This window comes from Flavobacterium sp. T50_26 (genome assembly GCF_057652995.1).
Genome location: NZ_JBYFCC010000008.1, coordinates 1 through 24,092, shown reverse-complemented (window position 1 = coordinate 24,092; position 24,092 = coordinate 1). Strand labels below are relative to the sequence as shown.

Genomic DNA, 24,092 nt, shown 5'->3' with positions numbered 1-24,092 from the left:
AACTTATGATTTAAATTTTTTGAAACTTGAAAATACCAATGTTCCAACAGATGCTATTGCCAAAATATAAAATGTGTTTAAAGCTGTACTGATAGCTTTAGAATAACCTGATCCAACTGTAATGTCTTTCAAATTATATTCGGTACCATCAGCAAAAATAAATGCTACAACAACAATACCTAAAAACAAGCCAATGGTCAATAATGTCTGTTTTAATTTGTCTTTGTGAGTAAATAAATTTTTAAACACAAAATATAACACTGCAATTATCGCAACAAACAAAGTAATATATGACAGAAGAATAAAAACATCTGTAACGGTACTTTCAATTGTTTGTGTCTGACTAAGTGTTACAAAAAATAGTACTACACTTATTATTCCAATAATTGCAGCAAAAATTTTTGTTAGTTTATAAATATTCATATTTAATTTATTTATAAATTATTTTTTTAAGTGATCAGAAAGAATGTCTATTAAACTAATAGAAGCATCTTCCATGTCGTTCACAATTGAGTCAATTTTTGCAGTGATATAATTATAAAACACTTGAAGAATCATTGCTACAATCAAACCGAATACAGTTGTTAATAACGCTACTTTAATACCTCCAGCTACAAGTGAAGCATCCATATTACCTGCAGCTTCGATTTTGTCGAACGCAAGAATCATACCGATTACAGTTCCCAAGAAACCTAACATCGGAGCAAGTGCAATAAATAATGAAATCCAAGAAACGTTTTTCTCTAATAATCCCATTTGAACACCACCATAAGCAACAACAGATTTTTCAGCAGATTCAATTCCATGCGAAGAACGATCTAAACCTTGATAAAAAATTGATGCAACTGGACCTGGAGTATTTCTACAAACTTCCTTTGCAGCATTTACTCCACCTGATTGAAGTGCATCTTCAACGTCTTTAATTAATTTTTTAGAATTTGTTGTAGAAAGATTTAAATAAATAATTCTCTCGATTGCTATAGCAAGACCAAGAATTAAACATAAAAGTACTGCACCCATATACTCAGGACCTCCCTCGATGAAACGTTGTTTCAATTCTTGAGTAAATGATTTTTCTGCTGTTGCTTCAGAATCATCAACAGAAACCGCAGCTTCTGGTTCAGTTGATTCGGCAGGTGCTGCCGCAGCTTCTACAGCTGGCTCAGTAGTTTGTGTAGTTGTAGAGTCTTGTGCTTGAACCGTTCCAAACATCAATAGACCTGTGATTGCCAAAATAGAAAATAGTCTTTTCATTGCTTTTGTTCTTAATTTAATTAGTTAATCAGGTTAAAGGTATAAATTTATTTTTAATTAATCACACATTATAAAAAAATGGCGGAGAGAAAGGGATTCGAACCCTTGATACCCTTTTGGAGTATACACACTTTCCAGGCGTGCTCCTTCGACCACTCGGACACCTCTCCTCATTGCTTACAACGTATTTTAAGAGTGCCAAATAACAAAAAAAAACTCACTTGAGAAAATTAATTTTGTTATTTTTATGACAATTCTCCTCGTAAAGAAGTTTCAAAAATGGTTTTGAACACTTTAGCAGAAACATTTTGTCCTAAAAGATACATCAATTTTGTAATTGCTGCCTCTGTGGTGATGTCTTTTCCTGAGATTACTCCTATCTTTTTTAAATACGTACTCGTTTCATATTGCCCCATATTGACACTTCCGCCGGAACATTGTGTCACATTTATAACGTAAATTCCCTTTTTTATTGCCTTTTTCAAGACAGAAATAAACCATTCTTCGGTAGGAGCATTTCCGGCTCCATATGTTTCTAAAACAATTCCTTTTAAATTAGGTATATCAAATAAAGAGGCCAAAACATTCTGATTTAGTCCCGGAAACATTTTTATGATTGCCACATTCGAATCTAATTCTTTGTGAACAACCAATTTTTTTGTTGTGATTGCCTGAAAAAGTGCTTCGTTATTTATCTTGATATGTACACCAGATTCTGCCAAAGCAGGAAAATTGGGTGATGCAAAAGCCATAAAATGTTCTGCATTTATTTTACTCGTTCGGTTTCCTCTGTATAATTTGTATTCAAAATAAAGGCAAACTTCTTTAAAAACAGGCTTTCCTTTTTGCTTTAACGAAGCGATTTGAATGGCTGTAATTAAATTCTCTTTTGCATCAGTCCGCAAATCTCCTATTGGCAATTGAGAACCTGTAAAAACAATTGGTTTGGATAGATTTTCAAACATAAAACTCAATGCCGATGCAGAATAAGACATGGTATCAGAACCATGAAGCACTACAAATCCATCAAAATTTACATAATTATCTTCAATAATTTGAGCCATTTCAACCCATTTTTGCGGATTCATGTTAGAAGAATCAATTGGTTTTTCAAAAGAAATGGTTTCAATATCACACTCCAATTGTTTTAATTCCGGAATTCGTTGGAGTAATTTTTTAAAATTAAATGCTTTTAACGCACCGGTTTCAAAATCTTTCATCATTCCGATGGTTCCACCGGTGTAAATTAAAAGGATGTTAGCTTTAGAATGCATTATGATATTTCATCTTATTGGTCACCGGATTAGCATACATAGCCAAAAAACTTTCAACCATTTTTGGATTATTTGCATCAATTTTTATTTCTAATCTCCTTTCAAACAATGATTTTTCTTCTTCTGTATACAAATGACTGTATTGGTTGGAATTGTGCATTAAATCATGTGCAATGAAATTAGTTGGCCACAATTTATATGAACTCAAAATAGAATCATCAATCACTTGTGCTACTGCTTGAATTTGACGGTTTGAATTGTCTTCGTTTGCTTTAATTTTATCCATTTCAGTTTTTAAAACATCACCAATATGCATATGGATACGTTTTTTTTGACCCATTATTCCGCTTAACAAAGTAATAAAATCCTCATTTTTCTCCTTAATATATACTTCATTATTTGCTTCAGCCATCAATTGTGGCATTTTTAAAGCATCAGTAGGATCATATTCATACGAAATGGAAACAGGAACAATTTTTAATTTCTTAAAATAATCCATTACATTTTCTTCATCGGAACCCATCCCTAACATTTTTAAAACACCTTGATGCGTAGCATCATTTCCGTCTTTGGTTCTTCCTTCGCGTTGAGCAATCCAAACTGAACGATTTTCTCTCATTAATAATTGACCAATGTATTCCGACATTAATTTAGAACTTTGCAACAATTCTCTTGGCGACAATCCGCGTTGAACTAAAAAATTTCGGTTGAGTTTTGATAATTTGTATAGGAAATCTTTTTTAACCAAATTATCGCCAATTGCCGAAGCTGTCATTACCAGACCATGTTCATATAGTGCAACATTTAGCAAAGAAGTATCTAATATAATGTCACGATGATTAGATATAAAAAGGTAAGAAGTATTTTTTTCCAACTTTTCAAAACCGGAAGTGGTTAATCCTTCCGAACTGCGTTGAAGCACTTTTTGCACCGAATGATAAACAAAGTTTACCTGAAAATCCCTAATTGAATGTGTTTTTTGAAGTTGGTCTATCCAAACATTTTCATCAACATCAGGAAAAGTAAAATTCATCAACGCTTTCATCATTGGATGATGAATCACCGAACGAATTCCTTCGTTTACTTCACTGTCGTAATAAGGTCGAATCGTATCAAATTTTGACATTAATCAGATTTTTTGAATGCACAAATGAACAAAAAAAATGTGACTTTTGAAGTAATATTTCGTTAAATACCAAAAACGGCTTTTGAATTTTCGGTTGTAATTTGAACAACTTCATCGATTGAAACACCATAAATAGAGGCTAATTTTTCGGCAACCAAATAAACGTAACTACTTTCATTCCGCTTTCCGCGAAAAGGAACCGGAGCTAAATAAGGAGAATCGGTTTCTAAAACAATGTGTTTAATATCGATTTGAGGAAGAAATTGATCTATTTTTCCGTTTTTGAAAGTTACAACACCACCAATTCCCAATTTCATATTAAGCGAAATAGCTTGCTGAGCTTGTTCAAAATTTCCAGTGAAACAATGAAAAATTCCAAATAAATCTTCACTTCTTTCCGACTCTAACACTTCAAAAATTTCATCAAATGATTCGCGACAATGAATCACAATAGGTAATTTATATTTTTTTGCTAATTGAATTTGATGTTTAAATGCGATTTTCTGAATTTCGAGCGTTGATTTATCCCAAAACAAATCGATACCAATTTCGCCAATGGCTATGAATTTACGTTTGGCTAATTCGGTTTCGATGTGATTTAATTCATCCAAATAATTCTCTTTGACATAGCACGGATGTAATCCCATCATTAAAAAAACATTTTCCGGATAGTTTCTTTCCAATTCATACATTGATTCAGTACAAGTTGAATCGATGGCTGGAACAAAAAAACGAGTTACTCCTTTTGAAATGGCTCTTTGCATCATTTCGTTTCTATCCAACTCAAATTCTTCTGAATATAAATGCGTATGGGTGTCGGTTAAAATCATGCGGCAAAAATAAGTAAATTTCAAGATAATTTCTACTGCTTTGTTTTGACTTTAATTTGAATTACTTTTGAACTTCAAAATCTCAAAATGAAGAATTTACAAGATCTTTTAAAAGATTCAGGATACAAAAAAATTGCTTTTAAGGTTTCTAAAACCCAACATTTGCTGATAAAAGCCTCTATAAATGGTGTGAAAGGAAATTTTATTTTAGATACCGGAGCATCCAACAGTTGCATTGGATTTGATCAAGTTGAGCATTTTAATGTAAATGCCAAAGCCTCTAAAACCAAAGCTGCAGGAGCCGGAGCAACCGGAATGGAGACGCAGATTGGCAAAAATGTTGCTTTAAAAATAGGTCGTTGGAAAACCAAAAATCTACATTTGGTTATTTTTGATTTAACGCATGTAAATTTAGCCTTAACGCAGTACAAAGCTAAACCTGTTCACGGAATCATTGGTGCCGATGTTTTACTGGAAGGAAAAGCAATTATTGATTACTATAATCATTGTTTATATTTATCATAATTAATTCCTAAAAAATTTGGCATTATTTTTGGAAATCTCGTTTCATAATACTTAATTTTAGAACTTTAAAACAAATTTATATGAAACTAAAAACTACTATTACTTGTTTATTACTTTTCGCTTCGGCCCTTTCATTTGGGCAGATTCAGCCGTATGGGCATTTAACCATTTTTTCTGAGGACGGCGACAAATTTTACTTGATTTTGAATGGCGAACGCATTAATGACGAGCCTCAAACAAACATTCGTGTAGAAGAATTAGTACAACCCTACTACAATGCCAAAATTATTTTTGAGGATAAAATGAGACAGGAAATTTCTAAAAACTTTCTTCAAATTACGGATGTTGATGAAGTGTTTATGGATGTTACCTACAAAATTAAAAGAGACAAGAACAAACCTTCTAAAATGAAGCTAAATTTCTTTTCGATGACTCCAATTGCGGAACGTTATGTGGCACCTTCAAATATGTACGTGAGACGATGGGGTCAACCTGCTCCACCTCAACAAGTGATTGTGCAACAAACTGCTCCGGTTGGTGTTGTGCAACAAACCACCACCACTACTACATCTGTTGGAGGAGTGAATGCCGGTGTTAGTGTTGGCGGAGTTGGTGTGAACATTTCAATTAACGATCCGGTTTTTAGCGGAAGCACGACAGTAACAGAGACAACTACTGTGACAACCGGAAATTCACATGTAGGTTATCAAGAACCTATTCAAGAAGGTTGCTATGGTGCAAGACCAATGAATAATGGAAATTTTAGTAGTGCTTTAGAAACTATTAAAAATCAAGGTTTTGATGAATCGAGATTAAAAACGGCGAAACAAATTGCACATAATAATTGTTTAAACACCAATCAAATTGTGGAAATCTGTAAAATTTTTGGTTTTGAAGAAACGCGTTTAGATTTTGCAAAATTTGCTTTTGATGCTTGCGTGGAACCGCAAAACTATTTTAAAGTAAACAATGTGTTTTCGTTTAGCTCAAGTGCAGATGAATTGAATGATTTTATTTCGAGGAGATAAAAAACTTATTTTTATATAATATCCCAATTAGGCTTCTAATTGGGATTTTTTTTGAATATCATCAGGAAATCAATATAAAAACATCCCTATATGTAGGTATTTTTAAGAAAAAATTTGTAGTTCATAACAATTTAATTTATCATTGCATTAAATCTTAAAACATATAACAAACATGAAAAAATTATTTTTATTCTTAGCCGCAAGTGCTTTAGTATTATCTTCTTGTTCAAGTGATGACGATGGAGGAAGCGAGACAAACCGCATTACATTAACTATGAACAGTCAAACAAAAGTTTTTGATGTAATTGAAGTCGTTGAAGAAGTTCATTTTGGAGGATCTTCAGAAGAATATACTGAATTAACAGTAACAGGAGTTATAAGCTCAAACCCAACAGAATTTGTAACGTTCTACATAGACAAGGGAGATACCGGAATTGATGCTATAAGTTATCTTTCTTATGTGAATGGATCCTATGACTACTATTCCGACGGAACTCAAACAACATTTACATCTAATGTAACAACAAATAATAACTCGAAAAAACTTGTTGGTACAATGTCAGGAGATATTCAAGGACCCGCTGGAGGTACAATTGCGACTATCGCAAGTGGATCTTTTAACATTCAATATTAACTGATATGCTTACTTGAAATAAGAATCCCGATTAGAAATTCTAATCGGGATTCTTTATTTTTATAGAAATTTGAAACCTACAGTTCCAATGCTTTTTTAACATTGCCACCCATCAAATGTTCTACCGGGTTTTCTAATGCTTCTTTTACTGCTACTAAGAAACCTACTGATTCTCTTCCGTCGATGATTCTGTGATCATAAGATAAAGCTACAAACATTACAGGAGCAATTACGATTTGACCATTTTTAACTACTGCTCTTTCTACCACATTGTGCATTCCAAGAATACCGGATTGTGGTGGGTTGATGATTGGTGTGGATAACATACTACCAAAAACACCACCATTTGAAATGGTGAATGTTCCGCCAGTCATTTCATCAACAGTGATTTGACCATCACGAGCACGAATTGCCAAACGTTTGATTTCAGCTTCGACACCTCTAAAAGAAAGTGTTTCTGCATTTCGCATAACCGGAACCATTAATCCTTTTGGACCTGAAACAGCTACTGAAATATCACAGAAATCATACGTGATTTTCTCCTGACCATCAATCATTGAATTGACATCAGGATATAATTGTAAAGCTCTCGTTACGGCTTTGGTAAAGAAAGACATAAAGCCTAATCCTAAACCGTGTTTTTCTTTGAAAGCGTCTTTGTAATCTGCTCTTAAATCATAAATTGCAGTCATATCAACCTCGTTGAACGTAGTTAACATTGCTGTTTCATTTTTAGCCGAAACTAATCTCTCGGCTACCTTACGACGCAACATTGATAATTTTGAACGTTCTGAACCACGATTTCCGCCGGTTGGCGTTCCCATTGAAGGAACAGCATTTACTGCATCATCTTTTGTGATTCTTCCGCCTTTTCCGGTTCCAACGATATCGGAAGGTTGAATGTTTTTTTCGTCTAAAATTTTTCGAGCTGCCGGTGAAGGTGCTTGTGTTGCATACGTTTTTTCAGGAGTTGGAGCTGCTTTTGGAGTCTCAACTTTTTTCTCTTCTGCTTTTGGTGCTTCGGTTTTGGCTTCAGCTTTTGGAGCATCACCGCTTGGTTTTGCAGCTGAAGTGTCGATTAAACACACAACGGCTCCAACAGCTACAGCGTCACCTTCTTCAGCTTTTAGCGTGATGATTCCGCTGGCTTCTGCCGGTAATTCTAAAGTGGCTTTGTCTGAATCGACCTCAGCAATCGCTTGGTCTTTTTCTACGTAATCGCCATCTTTTACTAACCAGGTTGCGATTTCTACTTCTTTTATAGATTCTCCCGGAGAGGGAACTTTCATTTCTAAAATCATCTTTTTATGTTTTTAATTATGAATTTTAATTTTTTATTGTGTGTTGTTATCTCGTTTTAGCCCTGATAGCAGCGGAAATCCTTTTGGTATTTTTTGTTAGTTTTTGTTGGCAAAAAAAAGCGACCTTGGGAGCTCTTTTTTTGACTTACAAAAACAACAAAAAATGGTAAAAGATTGAAGCGGATAGCAGGATTAGCTTCTTATCTAAACAAATTTTTGTCAAATACCATTCTGATTGCATCGGCATGGCGTCTTCTGTCTCTGGTGTGACTTCCGGCGGCTGGTGCTGCATAGGCTTTTAACGACGCTAATCGCCATTTTACCAAGTCAAAATTCATTAACATAAAACTGTATGCTCCCATATTTTTGGGTTCTTCTTGTGCCCAAACGTAATCGTCTGCGTTGGGATATTTGGCTATTATTTCTTTTAATTGCTCGATTGGTAACGGGAACAATTGCTCGATTCGAACCAAAGCTACGTCATTTCTGCCTAAGTTTTCTCTTTCGGCTAAAATATCGTAGTAGAATTTTCCGGTGCAGAATACGAGTGTTTTTACTTTCTTTTTGTCAACGGAATTGTCGTCGATGGTTTCTTGGAAACTTCCGTTGTATAGTTCTTCTTTGGTTGAAACACACAATGGGTGACGCAGTAAACTTTTTGGTGAAAACACGACTAGCGGTTTGCGGAACTTGGTTTTCATTTGTCTTCTTAACAAGTGGAAAAAGTTCGCAGGTGTTGTACAATCGGCTACATACATATTGTGACGGGCACAAAGTTGCAGGTAGCGTTCCATTCTGGCGGAAGAGTGCTCGGCACCTTGACCTTCGTAACCGTGTGGCAATAGCATCACGATTCCGTTTTGATTGTTCCATTTGTCTTCGCCACACGAAATATATTGGTCAATCATAATTTGGGCTCCGTTGGAGAAATCGCCAAATTGTGCTTCCCAAATGGTTAAGGCGTTTGGATTGGCTAAGGCATAACCGTAGTCAAAACCTAAAACGCCATATTCTGAAAGGAACGAGTTGAACACGCTGAACTTTCCTTTTTTATCTTTTAATCCGTTTAATAAAATTACTTCTTCTTCGCTGTCTTCCACTTTTACAACGGCGTGACGGTGCGAGAAAGTTCCTCTTTCTACATCTTGACCGGAAATTCGAACATCGTAACCTTCGGTTAATAATGTTCCGTAGGCCAATGTTTCAGCAGTTCCCCAATCGATGGTATCGTTATCGTACATTGTTTTTCTGTCGGTAACAATTTTGCTGATTTTATTGATGAATTTTTTATCAGATGGTAAAGTTGAAATGGATTCGGCAATGACATCTAACTTCTTTTTATCGAATGTTGTTTTGACGCTTTTCAACATTTCATCGTCAGAAACTTGTACAAATCCGTCCCATTCATTTTGCATAAACGGTGTGATGATGGTCAATTCTTTTTTGCGAGAAGCTTCTAAATTTTGATCTAATTTTGCTTTGTAATCGGTTTCGATTTTGTTGATGTAGGCTTGGTCAACAATTCCATCAACAATCAACTTTTCAGCATAAATATCTCTTGGGTTTCTATGTTTTGCGATGATTTTGTATAAAACCGGTTGGGTAAAACGTGGTTCATCACCTTCGTTGTGACCGTATTTTCTATACCCTAATAAATCGATAAATACATCGCGACCAAAAGTCATTCTGAAATCTAACGCAAAGAGCATCGCGTGAACTACGGCTTCGGTGTCGTCTGCATTGACGTGAAGCACTGGAGATAATGTCACTTTCGCTACATCTGTACAATAAATAGACGAACGAGCATCGAGGTAATTGGTTGTAAATCCGACTTGATTGTTAATCACCAAATGGATAGTTCCTCCGGTTTTGTAACCGTCCAATTGTGACATTTGAACAATTTCATATACGATTCCCTGTCCGGCTACAGCCGCATCTCCATGCACAGTTATTGGCAATACTTTTGAGAAATCGTTCGGGAAATATTTGTCTTGCTTTGCTCTGGTAATACCTTCAATCACCGCACCAACCGTTTCTAAATGCGAAGGGTTTGGAGCTAAATTGATGTTGATATTTTTACCTGATTTTGTTTTTCTGTCGGCAGTTAAACCTAAGTGGTATTTTACATCGCCGTCAAAATATTCTTTGTCGTAATCTTTTCCGTCAAATTCGGAGAAAATGTCTTGGGTTGGTTTACCAAAAATGTTGGCTAAGATATTCAAACGACCACGGTGAGCCATTCCCATCACAAATTGCTCTACGCCTTTTTCGGCAGCAGATTCAATTAGGGCATCTAAAGCTGGGATGATGCTCTCTCCTCCTTCTAATGAAAAACGTTTTTGTCCTACATATTTTGTATGCAAGAAGTTTTCGAAAGAAACGGCTTCGTTTAATTTATTTAGAATGTGTTTTTTCTGATCTCCGGAGAAATTTGGTAAATTATCATTGATGTTTAAACGTCTTTGAATCCACTCGATTACTTCCGGTTTACGGATGTACATGTATTCAATTCCGATGGATTGGCAGTATACATTTTCTAAATGTTTGACAATTTCACGCAATGGTTTTGGTTCGTGACCCAATACTTTTGCGGCATCAAAAACAGTTTCTAAATCGGAAGATGCTAATCCGAAATTTTCCAAAGCTAAGGTTGGAGCATATACTCTTCGCTCACGAACCGGATTGGTTTTAGTGAATAAATGACCACGCGTTCTGTAGGCATCAATTAATTTTAGAACATTAAATTCTTTTTGTAATTTATCAGAAACGAGACTACAGTCTTGATTTCCGGCTGAAAAATCGGCCAATTGGGTAACGGCTTCATTGTCGCTTGCAGATTCCAGACCAAAATCGAAACCTTGAAAAAAGGCTCTCCAACTTGGTTCAACAGCATCCGGATTAACGGTATATTGTTCGTAAAGATCTGCAAAAAATTGTGTGTGTGCTGCGTTTAAAAAGGAAAACCTATCCATAATTAGTAGTAATAAACCTTATTTGTTAAAAATAGTTTTGCAAAAGTACAATATTTGCAATAATCTTTTATCTATTTTTACATACTTTTATGTTTTTAATTGCTAAAATGATATAGAGATGAAATATGCTGTAAAACTTACAATTTTTAGTTTCTTTTTGTCTGCATTTTTTTATTCGGAAAATGCTTTTTGTCAAGAAAATAATAGTCTTTCTCAAAACCAAAAAAGTGAATTTTGGTCAAAAGTTCGTTTTGGAGGTGGAATAGGTTTGGCTATTGGAAACAACTATACTGATATTACACTAGCTCCCGGAGCAATTTATGATTTTAATCAATACATTAGTCTTGGTTTTGGAGTTCAAGGAAGTTATGTAAAGCAAAAGAACTTTTTTGAATCGTATATTTATGGTGCGAGTATGATTGTTTTGGGAAATCCGATTCCGGAAATTCAGTTATCTGCTGAATTGGAACAACTTCGAGTGAACACGACTTATAAAGACAATTTTGGTTCTTTGAAAGATAATTTTTGGAACACCGGTCTGTTTTTAGGTGTTGGTTATCAAACGAATAATGTAACTATTGGTCTTCGTTATAATGTGTTGCACAACGACAATCGAAATGTGTATTCTGAGGCTTGGATGCCGTTTGTTAGAGTTTATTTCTAAGACAATTTCTGATTTAAGAAACGTACTAAAAAGTCAAGAAGCATTTGCTTTTCTTGGCTCTAAAGTTTTTTCCCCAAAATTTTTAAAAAAAGTTTAGTTGCTTAGTTAAATCAAGTTTTATTTGAACTTTCTAGAATTGAATAAAATAAATACGCCAAATTTAATTTATAAAACATTATGCATCTAATGCATACTTTAGTCATAAAAATTTTTGATTTTAAAACCTTTTTCATATAATATTGTACTATTATAAACCATATAATTATTTAATTATGAAAAAATTATTTTTTGTTTTAGGTTTGTCTTTAATGACAAGCAGTATTTTTGCAAACGAGTTAAAAGAAGAAGCAACTATTGAAAACAAGACAGCTGAAGTTGCAGTTGTTGGATGTTGTACAGCTACTTTGACTTATAATGGACAGTATGTTGACCATGCTGAAAGTTGTAGTACAGAATTGACTACAGAACAAAATTGTGCGGTAGCTAGAAGAGATGTTTTAAAAAGAAACCCAGCTGCATCTCAAGCACTTGGATAATTAATTAATAAGGTATAAAAAAGCAATCCTTTTATATAACTGTAAATTTAAAGAATATGAAAAATACTTTATTTTTACTCGTTTTTTTTGTTAGTCTCGCAGTTAATTCGCAGAATTATGAAGTTACTTACAACATGAAGCAAGTTGCAAAAAATATTGATTTAACAACAAATATTAAAACCTATTTAAGTGGTAATGGAGAAAAATCTATATATGTAGAAGATTTTAGAAATTCATATCAAGAAAATAATAGTAGTACTGACATTATAAATTTACCTACTGAAAATAATCCAACTTATTTTAAGGATTTAAAAAACAAAGTTATTACTTACAACGATCACATACGATTTAATTTTTTTAATATCAATGATAGCATCGGTAATTTAGATTGGAAAATTGAAGCCTCAACAAAAGAAATTTTAGGTTACAGTTGTCAAAAAGCAACTTTAAGTTTCAGAGGTAGAAACTTTATAGTTTATTTTTCTCAAAGCATTAGCACTTCTGATGGCCCTCTTAAGTTTTCAGGCTTGCCCGGCTTAATTTTAGAGGTTATTTCGGATGATTCTGTTGCCTCATTTCACTATTTAGCTGAGTCCATAAAATTTCCAAAGGACAAAATTGAAGTCAAAAATGTCTATGAAGACAAAAAAACTATAACTTATTCTGAATATTTACAAAAATATGAAGAAAAATATAGAGAATCTTTAACAAGGATTATAAATGAACAAGGTGAAACCAGACCAATGAGCAGAGGTTTTATGGAGGTTTTGATAAACAATTAAATGCACAAATTTTTATTCTTTTTTCTTTGCTCAATCAGCATTTATTCCCAAACAATAAAAGGCACTGTTTCAGATTCCACCGGAGTAGTGGCATTTTCAAATATTCTAATAAAAAAAAATGACAATCCCGCTATAATTTTTCAATATACAACATCTGATAGAAATGGTTTTTATAAAATAGATTTAAAAGAAAATTCAGAACTTCTATTTTTAGAATTCACTTCCCTACTACACGAACCAAAGAAGGTAGATTTAAAAAACCTTTTTAATTATGAAAATGAAATTGAAATTAATGTTTTTCTTGAAAATAGAATTACAAAACTGAACGAAGTTATTTTAGAAGGGAAAAAAGCAATCCAGGAAAAAAAAGACACGGTTACGTATAATCCTGATTCATTTAGAGATGGGTCCGAAAGAGTTGTTGAGGATTTGCTGAAAAAACTCCCGGGCATTATTGTAGAGGAAAATGGGATAATTAAATACAAGGGAAAAAATATTAAAAAATTATTATTAGACGGTGATGATTTATTTGATAGCCAGTATAAAATTGGATCTAAAAACATAAATGTTGATATGATTGATAAAGTTCAAGGAATTGAACATTATGATGAAAACAGTTTGCTTAAAGGAATCAGAGACTCTGATGATGTTGCCCTAAATCTTATTTTAAAAAAAGGAAAAACAGATTTAACCGGAAATGTAAATCTGGGTTATGGATATGAATCTAACTTTGACAATAACATATCAGCTGTTTTGGTAAATAGCAAAATTAAAGGTTTTGGTGTAGCATCTTATAACAACATTGGACAAAATAACACTCCATACAACGCAAACTCTGATTTTCAATCTTTTGACAGAAATGAAGAAAAACATTCTAAAACACTTATAAATCAGGGCTATTTTAACTCCGTTTTAGATTCAAAATTTCATAGTCTCAACAATAATTTTTACGTGAGTGGTAATTCATTGTTTAAGGTGAAAGAAAAGTCTTCTCTTAAATTGAATGCGGGGTTTTATGATGATAGAATTTCCAGACAAAATCAGAACACTTCAAATTACGTTATTGGCAACGAAAATTTCACTATTAATGAAAGTAACTCATTAATAAAAAAACCTGTTTTATATGATGCAACAGCAAATTTTTCAAATAAAGAAAAAGAATCTTTCCATTGGGATTATTTAGGAAAAATTAATTATTCCAAAACAACATTCAATGACAATAGTAATAATAATGGTTTAATTCAAAGTAACCAAGTTGATAGTCAAGCACTTTTTATCAAACAAAATATTAATTCTACCTATAAAATTAGCGACAAAACAGTAATTCTAAATAGCGTTGATTTTTCTAAAAGTAATGCTCCACAGCATCTAAATATAAACCCAGGTACTTTGATAGACTCCGAAAATTCATTAATTTCAGCAAATCAAGAGAGTCGATTTGATGATCAATTATTGAGACTTAAGTCTTCTCTTTATTCAAAAAAAGACAGTCTTAAACTCGTAATTAATGCAGAATATTTATCAACCAACTCTAAACTGTTTTCTTTATTAAAAAATGAAGAAGGAAATAGTTTAGGTGATTTTTACAAAAATGACAATGCTTTTTCTGTAAACTTATTTTCTATTAAGCCTGTTTTGGTCTATAACAGAAAAAAATATGCTTTAAAATTTGGTGTAAACACCTTTTACACATCTACAACATTAGAAGATTATGTAAATTTGAAATCAAACAGCGAGAATGAATTAGTTTTGGCACCTTTACTAATGTTTAATTATAAGTTAAACAGAAAAAGTTCATTTCTATCATCTTACTCATATAATGCTGTTTTGCCAGAAGAAGATCAATTGTTTTCAGGTATCGTTCAAACCAATTACAGAAGTTTTTCTAACAACGAGTTATCCTTGGAATTTCTAAAAACTCATTCTTATAATTTAGGATATAATTATAATGATTTTTATAATTTTAAACAATTATCAATCAACTTAAATTATGATTTTAGACCTAATAATTATTTCTCTAATACTATAATAAATCAAAATATTACAATTAATAATTCCTTTTTATCTGCATTAAGTACAAAAGATTATAATTTAAATATTTCTGGTGAAATGTATTATCACCCCTTAAGAACTACATTTAGACTTAACGGAAATTATTCATTATCATTTAATAAAAATGTAGTAAATAATTCAGAAATTAGGGATATTAAAGGAAACACATTATTTTTAAACTTAACTGCCCGGGTTGGATATAAATCTAAAATATCATTTGAAAACAACATTTTTTATTTGAACAACTCTTTTGAAGTTGAAAACAATAAAACAATATTTCAAAGCCTAACTAATCAAACAAAAATAATTTATAAACCCACAAAAGAAATAAAGATAAATAGCATTGCTAATATCATCTCACCAGACTTAAATCAAAATAGTAATTATTTGTTTTTGGAGTCTGAAATCAATTATTCTCCTTTGAACAAAAAATATGGATTAAGTTTGATTGCAAAAAATTTAACCAATAACAAAACATTCGAAACGAGGAGCATTTCAGATTTTTCAAGTTCAACTAGTTCTCACAATTTGATAGAAAGATATGTTATGTTAAAACTATATTTTTCATTCTAATTTTAAAGTTTATTTCTAAACCAAACCTTCTGCCATTCTCTTTTTAAAATTAAAAAAGCTATTTGTTCAGCGAGTTCGGCAATGTCATCTCCATTAAGTTTTTTGACTTCTTCTTCGGAAACATCAATGATATAAAGCAAATTCAAATATTCGGCAAATTTGTATTGAATAAGTCGATATACTTTTTCGTGCAATTGAATTTTTAATTCGTTTGGCGAAGTGCTCAACGGAAAATCAACCGGTTCGTTGGCAAAATTGAAATCTTTGTTGAGTTGCTCAATAAGTTTGAGGTAAAGATTTTCTTTTTCTGCTTCGGTTAGAAGATGGTCGGTTGATGTTGGGATGGGATACATTTTCATTTTTTATTTTAATGGAACACCGATTGGTTGGATTAAATGGATTTACGCTGATTGTTTTGTTCGCAAGCGAAAATGGATTTGGATGGATTTTATTCTGTTTACTTTTTATTTTATGACAACTCCTTACTTAATTTTAATGGAACACGGATTCGTTGGATTGAATGGATGTTCGCTGATTTTTTTGTTCGCAAGCGAAAATGGATTTGAATGGATTTTTTCTGTTTATTTTTTTCTTTTACTACAACTCCTTACTATTAACTCCAAACTAAAAAACTGCCTGCTTCGCAGGAGATTCCTATTTCGACTTCGTCATCTTGCGGAATGACAAAGAACCTGAAACTTATAACCCGAAACCCGCAACTTTCAAACCCGCAACTTAAACATCCCTCTTCATCAGCTTCTCGCCAAACGCTCTCAAAACCATTTTTTTATCTTCGCCAATTTGCATTTTGGTTAAGGTTTCAAAGGCTTTCATAGTAAACTCTTCTATCGCTTTTTGAGTTGCTTTTGCTGCTCCGGTATGGTTAAAAAATTCTTTTACTGATTCAATTTTTTCGGAATTATCATTGGGTTGAATGGAATATAAATGCAACAATTGCTCTCGCTCTTCAGCTTTAGCAAATTCCATCGCTTTTAAGTAAAGATACGTTTTTTTATTTTCGATAATATCACCACCCACTTGTTTTCCAAAAGTCTCCGGATTTCCAAAACAATCTAAATAATCATCCTGCAATTGAAAGGCGATGCCTAAATTTAATCCGAAATCATAAATTAAATTGGCATTTTCTTCTGATGTTTCGGCAATAATTGCTCCCATTTTCATCGCAGCCCCAACCAAAACAGCGGTTTTAAATTCAATCATTTTTAAATATTCGGAAATGGAAACATCGTCTCTGGTTTCAAAATCAACATCGTATTGCTGACCTTCGCATACTTCCAAAGCTGTTTTGCTGAATAATTTCGCCAAAGCTCTAAAAATTGTTGGTTCATAACTTTCAAAATATTGATAAGCTAAAATCAACATTGCATCTCCTGATAAAATTCCGGTATTCAGATTCCATTTTTCGTGGACGGTTTCTTTTCCTCTTCGTAATGGAGCATCGTCCATAATATCATCGTGAACTAACGAAAAATTATGAAAAACCTCCACAGCCGTTGCCGCAGAAAGTGCTTTTTTAAAATCAACATCAAAAATTTCGGTTGAAAGTAAGGTCAAAACCGGACGCATTCTTTTTCCTCCCAAACGTAAAATATAATCTATTGGTTCATAAAGATTTTTAGGTTCTTTTAAAATTTTTTGATTTTCTAAATGAGCAAGAAAATGTTCTTGATAAACCGCAATAGAATGCATTGATGAAAAATTTTTAGTTTAATGGAATACAAAGAAAACCAAAAAAAACCGAATGCAGAAACCTGACGAATAATTACATCCAAAACAAATGTTAAATAATTGTAAATACTTTGGAAACTATTTTGGTGTTAAAAGTTTCCTATTTACATTTGCCAACGAAAACAGAACTTGAATAAATGAAAACGAAGATTATAGAAAAAGCAACAGAATTGTTTTTAAAGTTAGGATTTAAAAGCATTACCATGGATGATATTGCCAATGAAATGGCGATTTCGAAGAAGACCATTTACAAGTTTTTTTGCAACAAAGAGGTTTTGATTGAAGAAACGGTTGAAAAGGTTCACAATGATATTCATCACACAATGTCGGAAATATTTCAACAAAATCACAATGCAATTGAAGAAAATTTTGAAATAAGACGAACGTTTAAGGAACTGTTTAAATCCTCGGAAACTTCGCCGGTGTATCAACTGAAGAAACATTACCCGGAGATTTACGATAAGGTATATTCGAGTCAGGTTGACGAATGCAAGATCTGGTTCAGAACAAACATTGAAAAAGGGATTGTACAGGGTTTGTATCGTCCGGAAGTGGATATTGAACTGTATTCAAAATTTTATTATCTGCTGATTTTTCAAATCAATGAATCCACCATTCTTGAAAAGGAGGCCTCCGCTTTGGAACTAAAAGCATTAGAATATCATACGAGAGCTTTATCAACTTCCAAAGGCGTTGAAGAACTTGAAAAACAATTATCTAATCCCAATATATAATCATCAATCAATGAAAAAAACAATTTTTATGTTAATAGCCTTTACTTTATCAGTAAATGCACAGGAAGTAAAAATACTTTCGTTAAAAGACGCGATCAACTATGCGTTACAAAACAAGTCGGAAGCAATTAAGGCAAATCTGGCGGTTGAAAATTCCGAGTATCAGATTCAGGAAGTCCGTTCACAGGCATTGCCGCAAATTTCGGCTAACGGGAATCTAACCTATAATCCTATTATACAGCAAACGGTTATAGATGGAGCTTCGTTTGGACAACCCGGAACGACTATTCAGGCTGAATTTGGTCAAAAATGGACTTCTGTTGCAGGTGTTTCGCTAACGCAAAACATCTTTAATCAACAGGTATTCACAGGGTTAAAGGCTGCCAAAACCACCCGGGAGTTTTACAAAATCAACAAGGATTTAACAGACGAGCAAGTGATAGAACGAGTGGCAAATGCTTATTATCAGGTGTATCTGCAACGTCAAAAACTAACGGTTATAGAAAACAATCTGAAAAACACCACTAAAGTTAAAGAGATTATTAAAAATCTGTTTGATAACGGTTTGGCCAAAAAGATTGATTTGGACAGGATTACCGTTACACTGAATAACATTACCACTACGCGTCAACAGTTGTTGAACGCTGTTGAGGTTCAGGAAAATGCTTTAAAATTCTATATGGGTATGCCCATGGATGAAAAAATTACGATACCTGATTCGGAAGTGGAAGTAACCCCACTTCAGTTGGAAGAATCTGCGAATACTGCTCTACGCTCTGAATACAAGCTGTTAGAGTCTCAAAAAAGTTTGCTGGAGCTGAACAAGCAAGCCATGAAATCACTTTATTATCCAACGCTGTCGCTTACAGCAGGCTATAACTATATCGGTCAGGGACCACAGATGCCATGGGGAGCAAGACCATCTGATAAAGTATATTGGTCCGATTTCTCTTCTATTGGTTTAAATTTGAACATCCCGATTTTTACAGGTTTTGGAACTCGTGCCAAAGTACGTCAGGCGGATATTGATGTACGTGAGGCAGAAGCAGATTTGGCAGACACAAAATTGTCTTTGGATCTGGCCTATAAAAATGCGAAAACACAAATTGAAAACAGTCTGATTACAATCGAAAATCAAAGACAAAACGTAACGTTAGCCCAGGAAGTGCTGGACAATACACAAAATAATTATGTTAACGGGCTAGCAACACTCACAGACCTTTTGGATGCTGAAAATTCTTTGGTAGAGTCCCAAAACAATTACAATAATGCATTGTTAGAATATAAATTAGCAGAAATTCAGTTAATCAAATCAAAAGGAGAATTAAAAACACTAATTAATTAATCAACATAAAATGAAAAAAGTATTATACATAGGAATAGTCGTTGCAGTTCTGGCATTATTTGGCTTTATACTCAACAACAACAAGGAAAAGAATGAAGCGGAAACTGCAATTGTAGGGCAGAAAAATACTTCTGTTGCAGTAAAGACAGCAACCGTAAAAAGCGAAATTGTTTCGACTGATTTTGTTGCAAACGGAAATTTTTCCCCTTATCAGGAACTTAACTTTTCGGCTGAAAATTCAGGAAGGGTTACACAGGTTTTGGTAAGAGAAGGCAGTGTTGTGAAAATCGGGCAAACATTAGCTATCATTAAAGGAGATAAACTTTCGGTTGATGTGCAAAGTGCCAAAGCAGCGTATCAAACGGCATTAACTGATAGTCAGCGTTTTGAAAATGCTTTTAAAACGGGAGGGGTAACGCAGCAGCAATTAGATCAGGCCAAGTTGAATTTAGCAAATGCGAAAGCAAGATTAGACCAGGCCAACATCAGTTTTGGCGATGCGACAATCAGAGCGACCATAAACGGAATTGTAAACAAAAAATATATCGAACCGGGTTCTGTGGTTTCTTCGGGAACCCAGTTGTTTGATTTAGTTAATGTTTCTAAATTAAAACTGAAAGTTACAGTCAGTGAAAATCAAATTGCTTCATTAAAAACAGGCTCTGCCGTAAAAGTAAAAGCAAGTGTTTATCCGGATAAGGAATTTTCGGGAAAAATTACTTTCATTGCTCCGGTGGCAGACGCTTCGTTGAACTTTCCGGTGGAGATTGAAATCACGAATAGTGGGGACAACGATTTGAAAGCAGGAATGTACGGGACGGCTCATTTTGAAGCTGACGAAAAACAAAAAATACCTTTAAAAGTTGTTCCGAGAACGGCTTTTGTAGGGAGTGTCAGCAACAATGAAGTGTTTGTTGTTAAAAACAATGTTGCGAAACTCACAAAAATTGTTTCGGCAAGAATTTTCGGCGATAAGGTAGAAGTTTTAGACGGATTGAACGAAGGCGATACGGTGGTTACAGGCGGCCAGATAAACCTGACAGACGGTGCTAATGTATCGATCATAAAATAAATAACAGTTAACGTAATTCTGAAACATGAAAATAGCAGAAATATCCATAAAAAGACCCACCATCATAGCTGTATTGTTTATCATCCTTACGTTGGGAGGTATCTTCAGTTATACGCAACTGGGTTATGAGCTGGTTCCAAAATTTGAAATCAACGTAGTAACGGTTTCTACAATTTATCCCGGTGCCTCTCCTTCGGAAGTTGAAAATACGGTTACCAAAAAAATAGAAGATGCGATTGCCTCTTTGGAAAACGTGAAAAAAGTGGAATCAAAATCATTCGAAAGCTTGTCGTTGGTAATGATTACGCTGACCGCTGATGCTAATGCCGATTATTCGCTGAATGATGCCCAACGAAAAATCAATGCGGTTTTAAAGGATTTGCCGGACGATGTTGATCCTCCTTCGCTCAGCAAATTCTCGATAAGTGATTTACCCATTATTACTATCGGAGCAACGTCTGATATGGACGAAATTCTTTTCTATGATTTGCTGGACAAAAAAATCCAGCCTATATTATCCCGTGTAAACGGAGTTGCCCAGGTAAATTTAGTAGGTGGTGAAGAACGTGAAATCCAGGTAAGCCTGGATGCCAAAAAACTGCAGGGTTACCAGATTTCAGTTCCACAGGTTCAGCAAATGATCCTGGCTTCGAATTTAGATTTCCCTACCGGGAACGTAAAAACGAGAGAAAACAGTACTTTGATTCGTCTCTCAGGAAAGTATAAAAATGTAGAAGAACTGCGAAATTTAGTTATTTCATCAAAAAATGGCATTCAAATCCGTTTAGGAGATGTTGCGGATGTTCAGGATTCGCAAAAAGAAGTGGAAAAAATTGCCCGAATCAATCAAAAAAGTGCTATCCTGTTACAAGTTATTAAACAATCGGATGCGAATGCGGTAGCAGTAAGTGAAGCAATTCAAAAAGCCGTTGTTCAGATTGAAGCGGATTATAAAGCCGATGGTGTAAAGCTGAATATTGCAGATGACACCACGGAATTTACCCTTGTTGCGGCCAATGCGGTAATGAAGGATTTATTTATTGCGATTTTGCTGGTAGCCTTTGTGATGCTGTTCTTTCTGCACAGTTTCAGAAACGCCCTGATTGTGATGGTTTCGATTCCGGTGTCGCTGATTGCCACTTTTATCGGAATAAGCCTGTTGGGCTATACGCTTAATCTGATGAGTTTGTTAGGACTGTCCCTTGTTGTAGGTATTCTGGTGGATGATGCGATTGTTGTTCTGGAAAACATCCACAGGCACATGGAGATGGGCAAAAACAAAGTGCGGGCGGCTTATGACGGAGCTTCTGAAATCGGGTTTACGGTAACGGCCATTACACTGGTAATCATCGTGGTATTTTTACCGATTGCGATGAGTACGGGATTGGTTTCCAATATTATTACCCAGTTTTGTATGACGGTTGTTATCGCAACGCTGTTATCGCTGTTAGCTTCTTTTACGATTGTCCCATGGTTGTTTTCACGCTACGGAAAACTGGAACACATTACTAAAAGAACTTTTTTCGGAAGGGTTATTCTTTCTTTTGAAGCCGGTTTGGATAAATTTACACACTGGGTAACCGGAATTTTAGAGTGGTCGTTGAAATTTAAGAAAACGACACTGTTAATTGTATTGGTTTTGTTTTTTGCTTCTTTCGGTTTAGTTGGAGGCGGATATATCGGGGGTGAATTTTTTGCCAAAATTGATAAAGGCGAATTTATGGTTCAGATAGAATTGCCAAAAGATGCCTCTATCGAACAATCTAACTTTATGGCCCAAAAAGCAGAAAACTTTTTGAGCAGTAAAAAAGAGGTTATCGGTTTGATTACTACCGTTGGACAAACCAGTGACGGTTTTGGAGGTTCGCAAACCACGGTTTATAAATCGGAAATTAAAGTAACGCTGAACGACAAATCGGAACGTGAGGACAACACTTTTGTATATGCTGCCAAAATCAAACGTGAGCTTGAAAAAGAGCTGGTGGATGCAAAAGTAAAAACGGTTCCTGTTGGTTTATTCGGAGCGGATCAGGCACCGTTAATGTTAACGGTAACAGGTTCTTCGCAAAAAGACGCGATGGATTTTGCTGAAAAAGCGGCAGCGGAACTCCGGAAAATCAGTGGAGCAACGGAAGTAAAATTAACTTCGGAAGATGGAAACCCTGAAATTAATGTTCAGGTAGACCGTGATAAAATGGCTGCTTTAGGTTTGGATTTAAGCACTGTCGGGATGACCATGCAAACGGCATTCAGCGGAAATACGGATGGTAAATTCAGAGCGGGAGAATACGAATATGATATTAACATCCGGTATAATGAGTTTGACCGTTCTGACTTTAACGACGTAAGCGAACTGATTTTTGTAAATAATGCGGGTCAGCAAATCAAATTGTCGCAATTTGCAACCGTTACGCAAAGTTCGGGTCCCAGTTTGTTAGAACGCAGGGATAAAACACCTTCTGTTAACGTTGAAGCACAAACTGTCGGACGTCCGTCCGGTACGGTTGCAGCAGAATGGGAAGCAGTTTTTTCTAAAATGGATCGCCCGGCGGGTGTGAATTACATCTGGGGCGGTGATATGGAAAATCAAACGGAAGGTTTCGGAACATTAGGTTATGCGTTATTGGCTGCGATTATATTGGTTTACCTGGTAATGGTAGCTCTTTATAACAGTTTTGTAACGCCTTTTGTAGTACTGTTTTCCATTCCGCTTTCCTTTATCGGAGCCTTGGTGGCTCTGGCCTTAACCAATAATTCATTAAACGTATTTACCATTTTGGGAATCATTATGCTTATTGGTTTGGTGTGTAAAAATGCGATTTTATTAGTCGATTTTGCAAATCACCGGAAAGAGGCAGGCGAAAGTACACACGATGCACTGGTTCAGGCAAACCACGCCCGTCTGCGTCCTATTTTGATGACTACCATTGCCATGGTATTCGGTATGGTACCCATTGCTCTTGCTTCAGGTGCAGCGGCTGAAATGAATAACGGACTGGCCTGGGTAATCATCGGAGGATTAATTTCGTCTTTGTTCCTTACGCTTGTTATTGTTCCGGTTGTTTACAGCATTTTTGACAGTATTATTGTTCGTTTCAATAAAAATAAAGAAGAAGTAAATTATGAGGTAGAAATGACCGCTGAATATATTCCCGCAGAAGTGAGCGAAGACGGTTTTACCTCAAAACATATATAAAACATAATTCCACAAACAAATTAACCCGATTACACCACGTGAAAGCGTGGTTTTTTTTATCTTGCACAAAATATTTTACATGAAAACATTCAGAATCAGTTGCTTTTTTTTAACCTCCTTTTTGGTACTAAGTTGTGTCAAAGAAGAAACCCAATCCATCAAAATTAAAGATCAATATAAAATAGAATTGCCCAAAACACTTTCCAAAGCAGATAATCTGCATGAAGATGCTTCGTTGCAATATCAAAATCTATTTAGTGAATTTTATACAATTGTGATTGATGAACCCATTTCTGATTTCAATGATTTAGTTACTCAAGATGAGTATTTAGCAGAAAGCTACAAGCCCAATTTAACCGGATATTCTAATTTAACGTGAGTTCGATATAAAATTACTGAAAAAGGATCAATTGTTTAGTGTCCACGAAGTTGTTTTTTAGAGATG

General features: G+C 34.5%; 21 protein-coding genes and 1 tRNA gene. 12 read left to right on the top strand and 10 right to left on the bottom strand.

Annotation, left to right across the window (positions count from 1 at the left end; translation table 11 throughout):
* Positions 1–3: 3 nt before the first annotated feature.
* The 6 genes from AC23MC_RS06185 to AC23MC_RS06160 form a co-directional block, all read right to left on the bottom strand.
* Positions 4–423 carry a hypothetical protein gene (locus AC23MC_RS06185; RefSeq protein ID WP_487567616.1) on the bottom strand — a complete coding sequence of 140 codons (420 nt, stop codon included), beginning with the start codon at positions 421–423 and terminating at the stop codon, positions 4–6.
* A gap of 18 nt (positions 424–441) precedes the next feature.
* Positions 442–1,254, bottom strand: coding sequence for a MotA/TolQ/ExbB proton channel family protein (locus AC23MC_RS06180; RefSeq protein ID WP_487567617.1), 813 nt, complete (start codon positions 1,252–1,254; stop codon positions 442–444).
* Between the two features lie 79 nt (positions 1,255–1,333).
* A tRNA-Ser gene (locus tag AC23MC_RS06175) sits at positions 1,334–1,424 on the bottom strand.
* 75 nt (positions 1,425–1,499) lie between these two features.
* Positions 1,500–2,528: an asparaginase gene (locus AC23MC_RS06170; RefSeq protein ID WP_487567618.1), complete on the bottom strand. Its 1,029-nt coding sequence runs from the start codon at positions 2,526–2,528 to the stop codon at positions 1,500–1,502.
* Positions 2,518–3,654: a 1-acyl-sn-glycerol-3-phosphate acyltransferase gene (locus tag AC23MC_RS06165; RefSeq protein WP_487567619.1), complete on the bottom strand. Its 1,137-nt coding sequence runs from the start codon at positions 3,652–3,654 to the stop codon at positions 2,518–2,520. The genes AC23MC_RS06170 and AC23MC_RS06165 overlap by 11 nt, the downstream gene beginning before the upstream one ends.
* A gap of 62 nt (positions 3,655–3,716) precedes the next feature.
* Positions 3,717–4,484 carry a TatD family hydrolase gene (locus tag AC23MC_RS06160; RefSeq protein WP_487567620.1) on the bottom strand — a complete coding sequence of 256 codons (768 nt, stop codon included), beginning with the start codon at positions 4,482–4,484 and terminating at the stop codon, positions 3,717–3,719.
* A gap of 87 nt (positions 4,485–4,571) precedes the next feature.
* Between AC23MC_RS06160 and AC23MC_RS06155 the strand changes: the two genes are divergently transcribed.
* The 3 genes from AC23MC_RS06155 (at position 4,572) to AC23MC_RS06145 (ending at position 6,671) form a co-directional block, all read left to right on the top strand.
* Positions 4,572–5,009 carry a retropepsin-like aspartic protease gene (locus AC23MC_RS06155; RefSeq protein ID WP_487567621.1) on the top strand — a complete coding sequence of 146 codons (438 nt, stop codon included), beginning with the start codon at positions 4,572–4,574 and terminating at the stop codon, positions 5,007–5,009.
* A gap of 80 nt (positions 5,010–5,089) precedes the next feature.
* Positions 5,090–6,037, top strand: coding sequence for a proline and serine-rich protein 1 family protein (locus tag AC23MC_RS06150; protein WP_487567622.1), 948 nt, complete (start codon positions 5,090–5,092; stop codon positions 6,035–6,037).
* 172 nt (positions 6,038–6,209) lie between these two features.
* On the top strand, positions 6,210–6,671 hold the full coding sequence (locus AC23MC_RS06145; protein ID WP_487567623.1) for a hypothetical protein: 462 nt from the start codon (positions 6,210–6,212) through the stop codon (positions 6,669–6,671).
* Between the two features lie 77 nt (positions 6,672–6,748).
* Here AC23MC_RS06145 and odhB read toward each other — a convergent pair whose 3' ends face one another.
* Positions 6,749–7,972: a 2-oxoglutarate dehydrogenase complex dihydrolipoyllysine-residue succinyltransferase gene (gene odhB / locus AC23MC_RS06140; protein WP_487567624.1), complete on the bottom strand. Its 1,224-nt coding sequence runs from the start codon at positions 7,970–7,972 to the stop codon at positions 6,749–6,751.
* Between the two features lie 200 nt (positions 7,973–8,172).
* Entirely contained in the window at positions 8,173–10,944 is a 2,772-nt protein-coding gene (locus tag AC23MC_RS06135) for a 2-oxoglutarate dehydrogenase E1 component (RefSeq protein ID WP_487567625.1), read from the bottom strand.
* A 118-nt stretch (positions 10,945–11,062) separates the two neighbouring features.
* On the opposite strand from AC23MC_RS06135, the gene AC23MC_RS06130 reads away from it, so the two are divergent.
* The 4 genes from AC23MC_RS06130 (at position 11,063) to AC23MC_RS06115 (ending at position 15,551) form a co-directional block, all read left to right on the top strand.
* A complete protein-coding gene (locus AC23MC_RS06130; RefSeq protein ID WP_487567626.1) occupies positions 11,063–11,608 on the top strand; it encodes a hypothetical protein in 546 nt (181 codons plus the stop codon).
* A gap of 272 nt (positions 11,609–11,880) precedes the next feature.
* Positions 11,881–12,144, top strand: a complete 264-nt coding sequence (locus AC23MC_RS06125) for a hypothetical protein (RefSeq protein WP_487567627.1) — start codon at positions 11,881–11,883, stop codon at positions 12,142–12,144.
* A gap of 56 nt (positions 12,145–12,200) precedes the next feature.
* The gene (locus tag AC23MC_RS06120) at positions 12,201–12,926 is read left to right on the top strand and encodes a GLPGLI family protein (RefSeq protein WP_487567628.1); all 726 of its coding nucleotides are present in this window, start codon (positions 12,201–12,203) and stop codon (positions 12,924–12,926) included.
* A complete protein-coding gene (locus AC23MC_RS06115) occupies positions 12,927–15,551 on the top strand; it encodes a hypothetical protein (RefSeq protein ID WP_487567629.1) in 2,625 nt (874 codons plus the stop codon).
* Between the two features lie 2 nt (positions 15,552–15,553).
* Here AC23MC_RS06115 and AC23MC_RS06110 read toward each other — a convergent pair whose 3' ends face one another.
* Both AC23MC_RS06110 and AC23MC_RS06105 read right to left on the bottom strand, forming a co-directional pair.
* A complete protein-coding gene (locus AC23MC_RS06110) occupies positions 15,554–15,904 on the bottom strand; it encodes a hypothetical protein (protein WP_487567636.1) in 351 nt (116 codons plus the stop codon).
* Between the two features lie 382 nt (positions 15,905–16,286).
* A complete protein-coding gene (locus AC23MC_RS06105; protein ID WP_487567630.1) occupies positions 16,287–17,261 on the bottom strand; it encodes a polyprenyl synthetase family protein in 975 nt (324 codons plus the stop codon).
* 176 nt (positions 17,262–17,437) lie between these two features.
* On the opposite strand from AC23MC_RS06105, the gene AC23MC_RS06100 reads away from it, so the two are divergent.
* The 5 genes from AC23MC_RS06100 (at position 17,438) to AC23MC_RS06080 (ending at position 24,026) form a co-directional block, all read left to right on the top strand.
* Positions 17,438–18,034 (top strand): TetR/AcrR family transcriptional regulator, encoded by a 597-nt coding sequence (locus AC23MC_RS06100; protein ID WP_487567631.1) that lies wholly within the window; start codon positions 17,438–17,440, stop codon positions 18,032–18,034.
* 10 nt (positions 18,035–18,044) lie between these two features.
* Positions 18,045–19,379: a TolC family protein gene (locus AC23MC_RS06095; protein ID WP_487567632.1), complete on the top strand. Its 1,335-nt coding sequence runs from the start codon at positions 18,045–18,047 to the stop codon at positions 19,377–19,379.
* Between the two features lie 10 nt (positions 19,380–19,389).
* On the top strand, positions 19,390–20,451 hold the full coding sequence (locus tag AC23MC_RS06090; protein WP_487567633.1) for an efflux RND transporter periplasmic adaptor subunit: 1,062 nt from the start codon (positions 19,390–19,392) through the stop codon (positions 20,449–20,451).
* A 25-nt stretch (positions 20,452–20,476) separates the two neighbouring features.
* A complete protein-coding gene (locus AC23MC_RS06085) occupies positions 20,477–23,647 on the top strand; it encodes an efflux RND transporter permease subunit (protein ID WP_487567634.1) in 3,171 nt (1,056 codons plus the stop codon).
* A 79-nt stretch (positions 23,648–23,726) separates the two neighbouring features.
* Positions 23,727–24,026, top strand: coding sequence for a hypothetical protein (locus tag AC23MC_RS06080; RefSeq protein WP_487567635.1), 300 nt, complete (start codon positions 23,727–23,729; stop codon positions 24,024–24,026).
* Positions 24,027–24,092 lie beyond the last annotated feature (66 nt).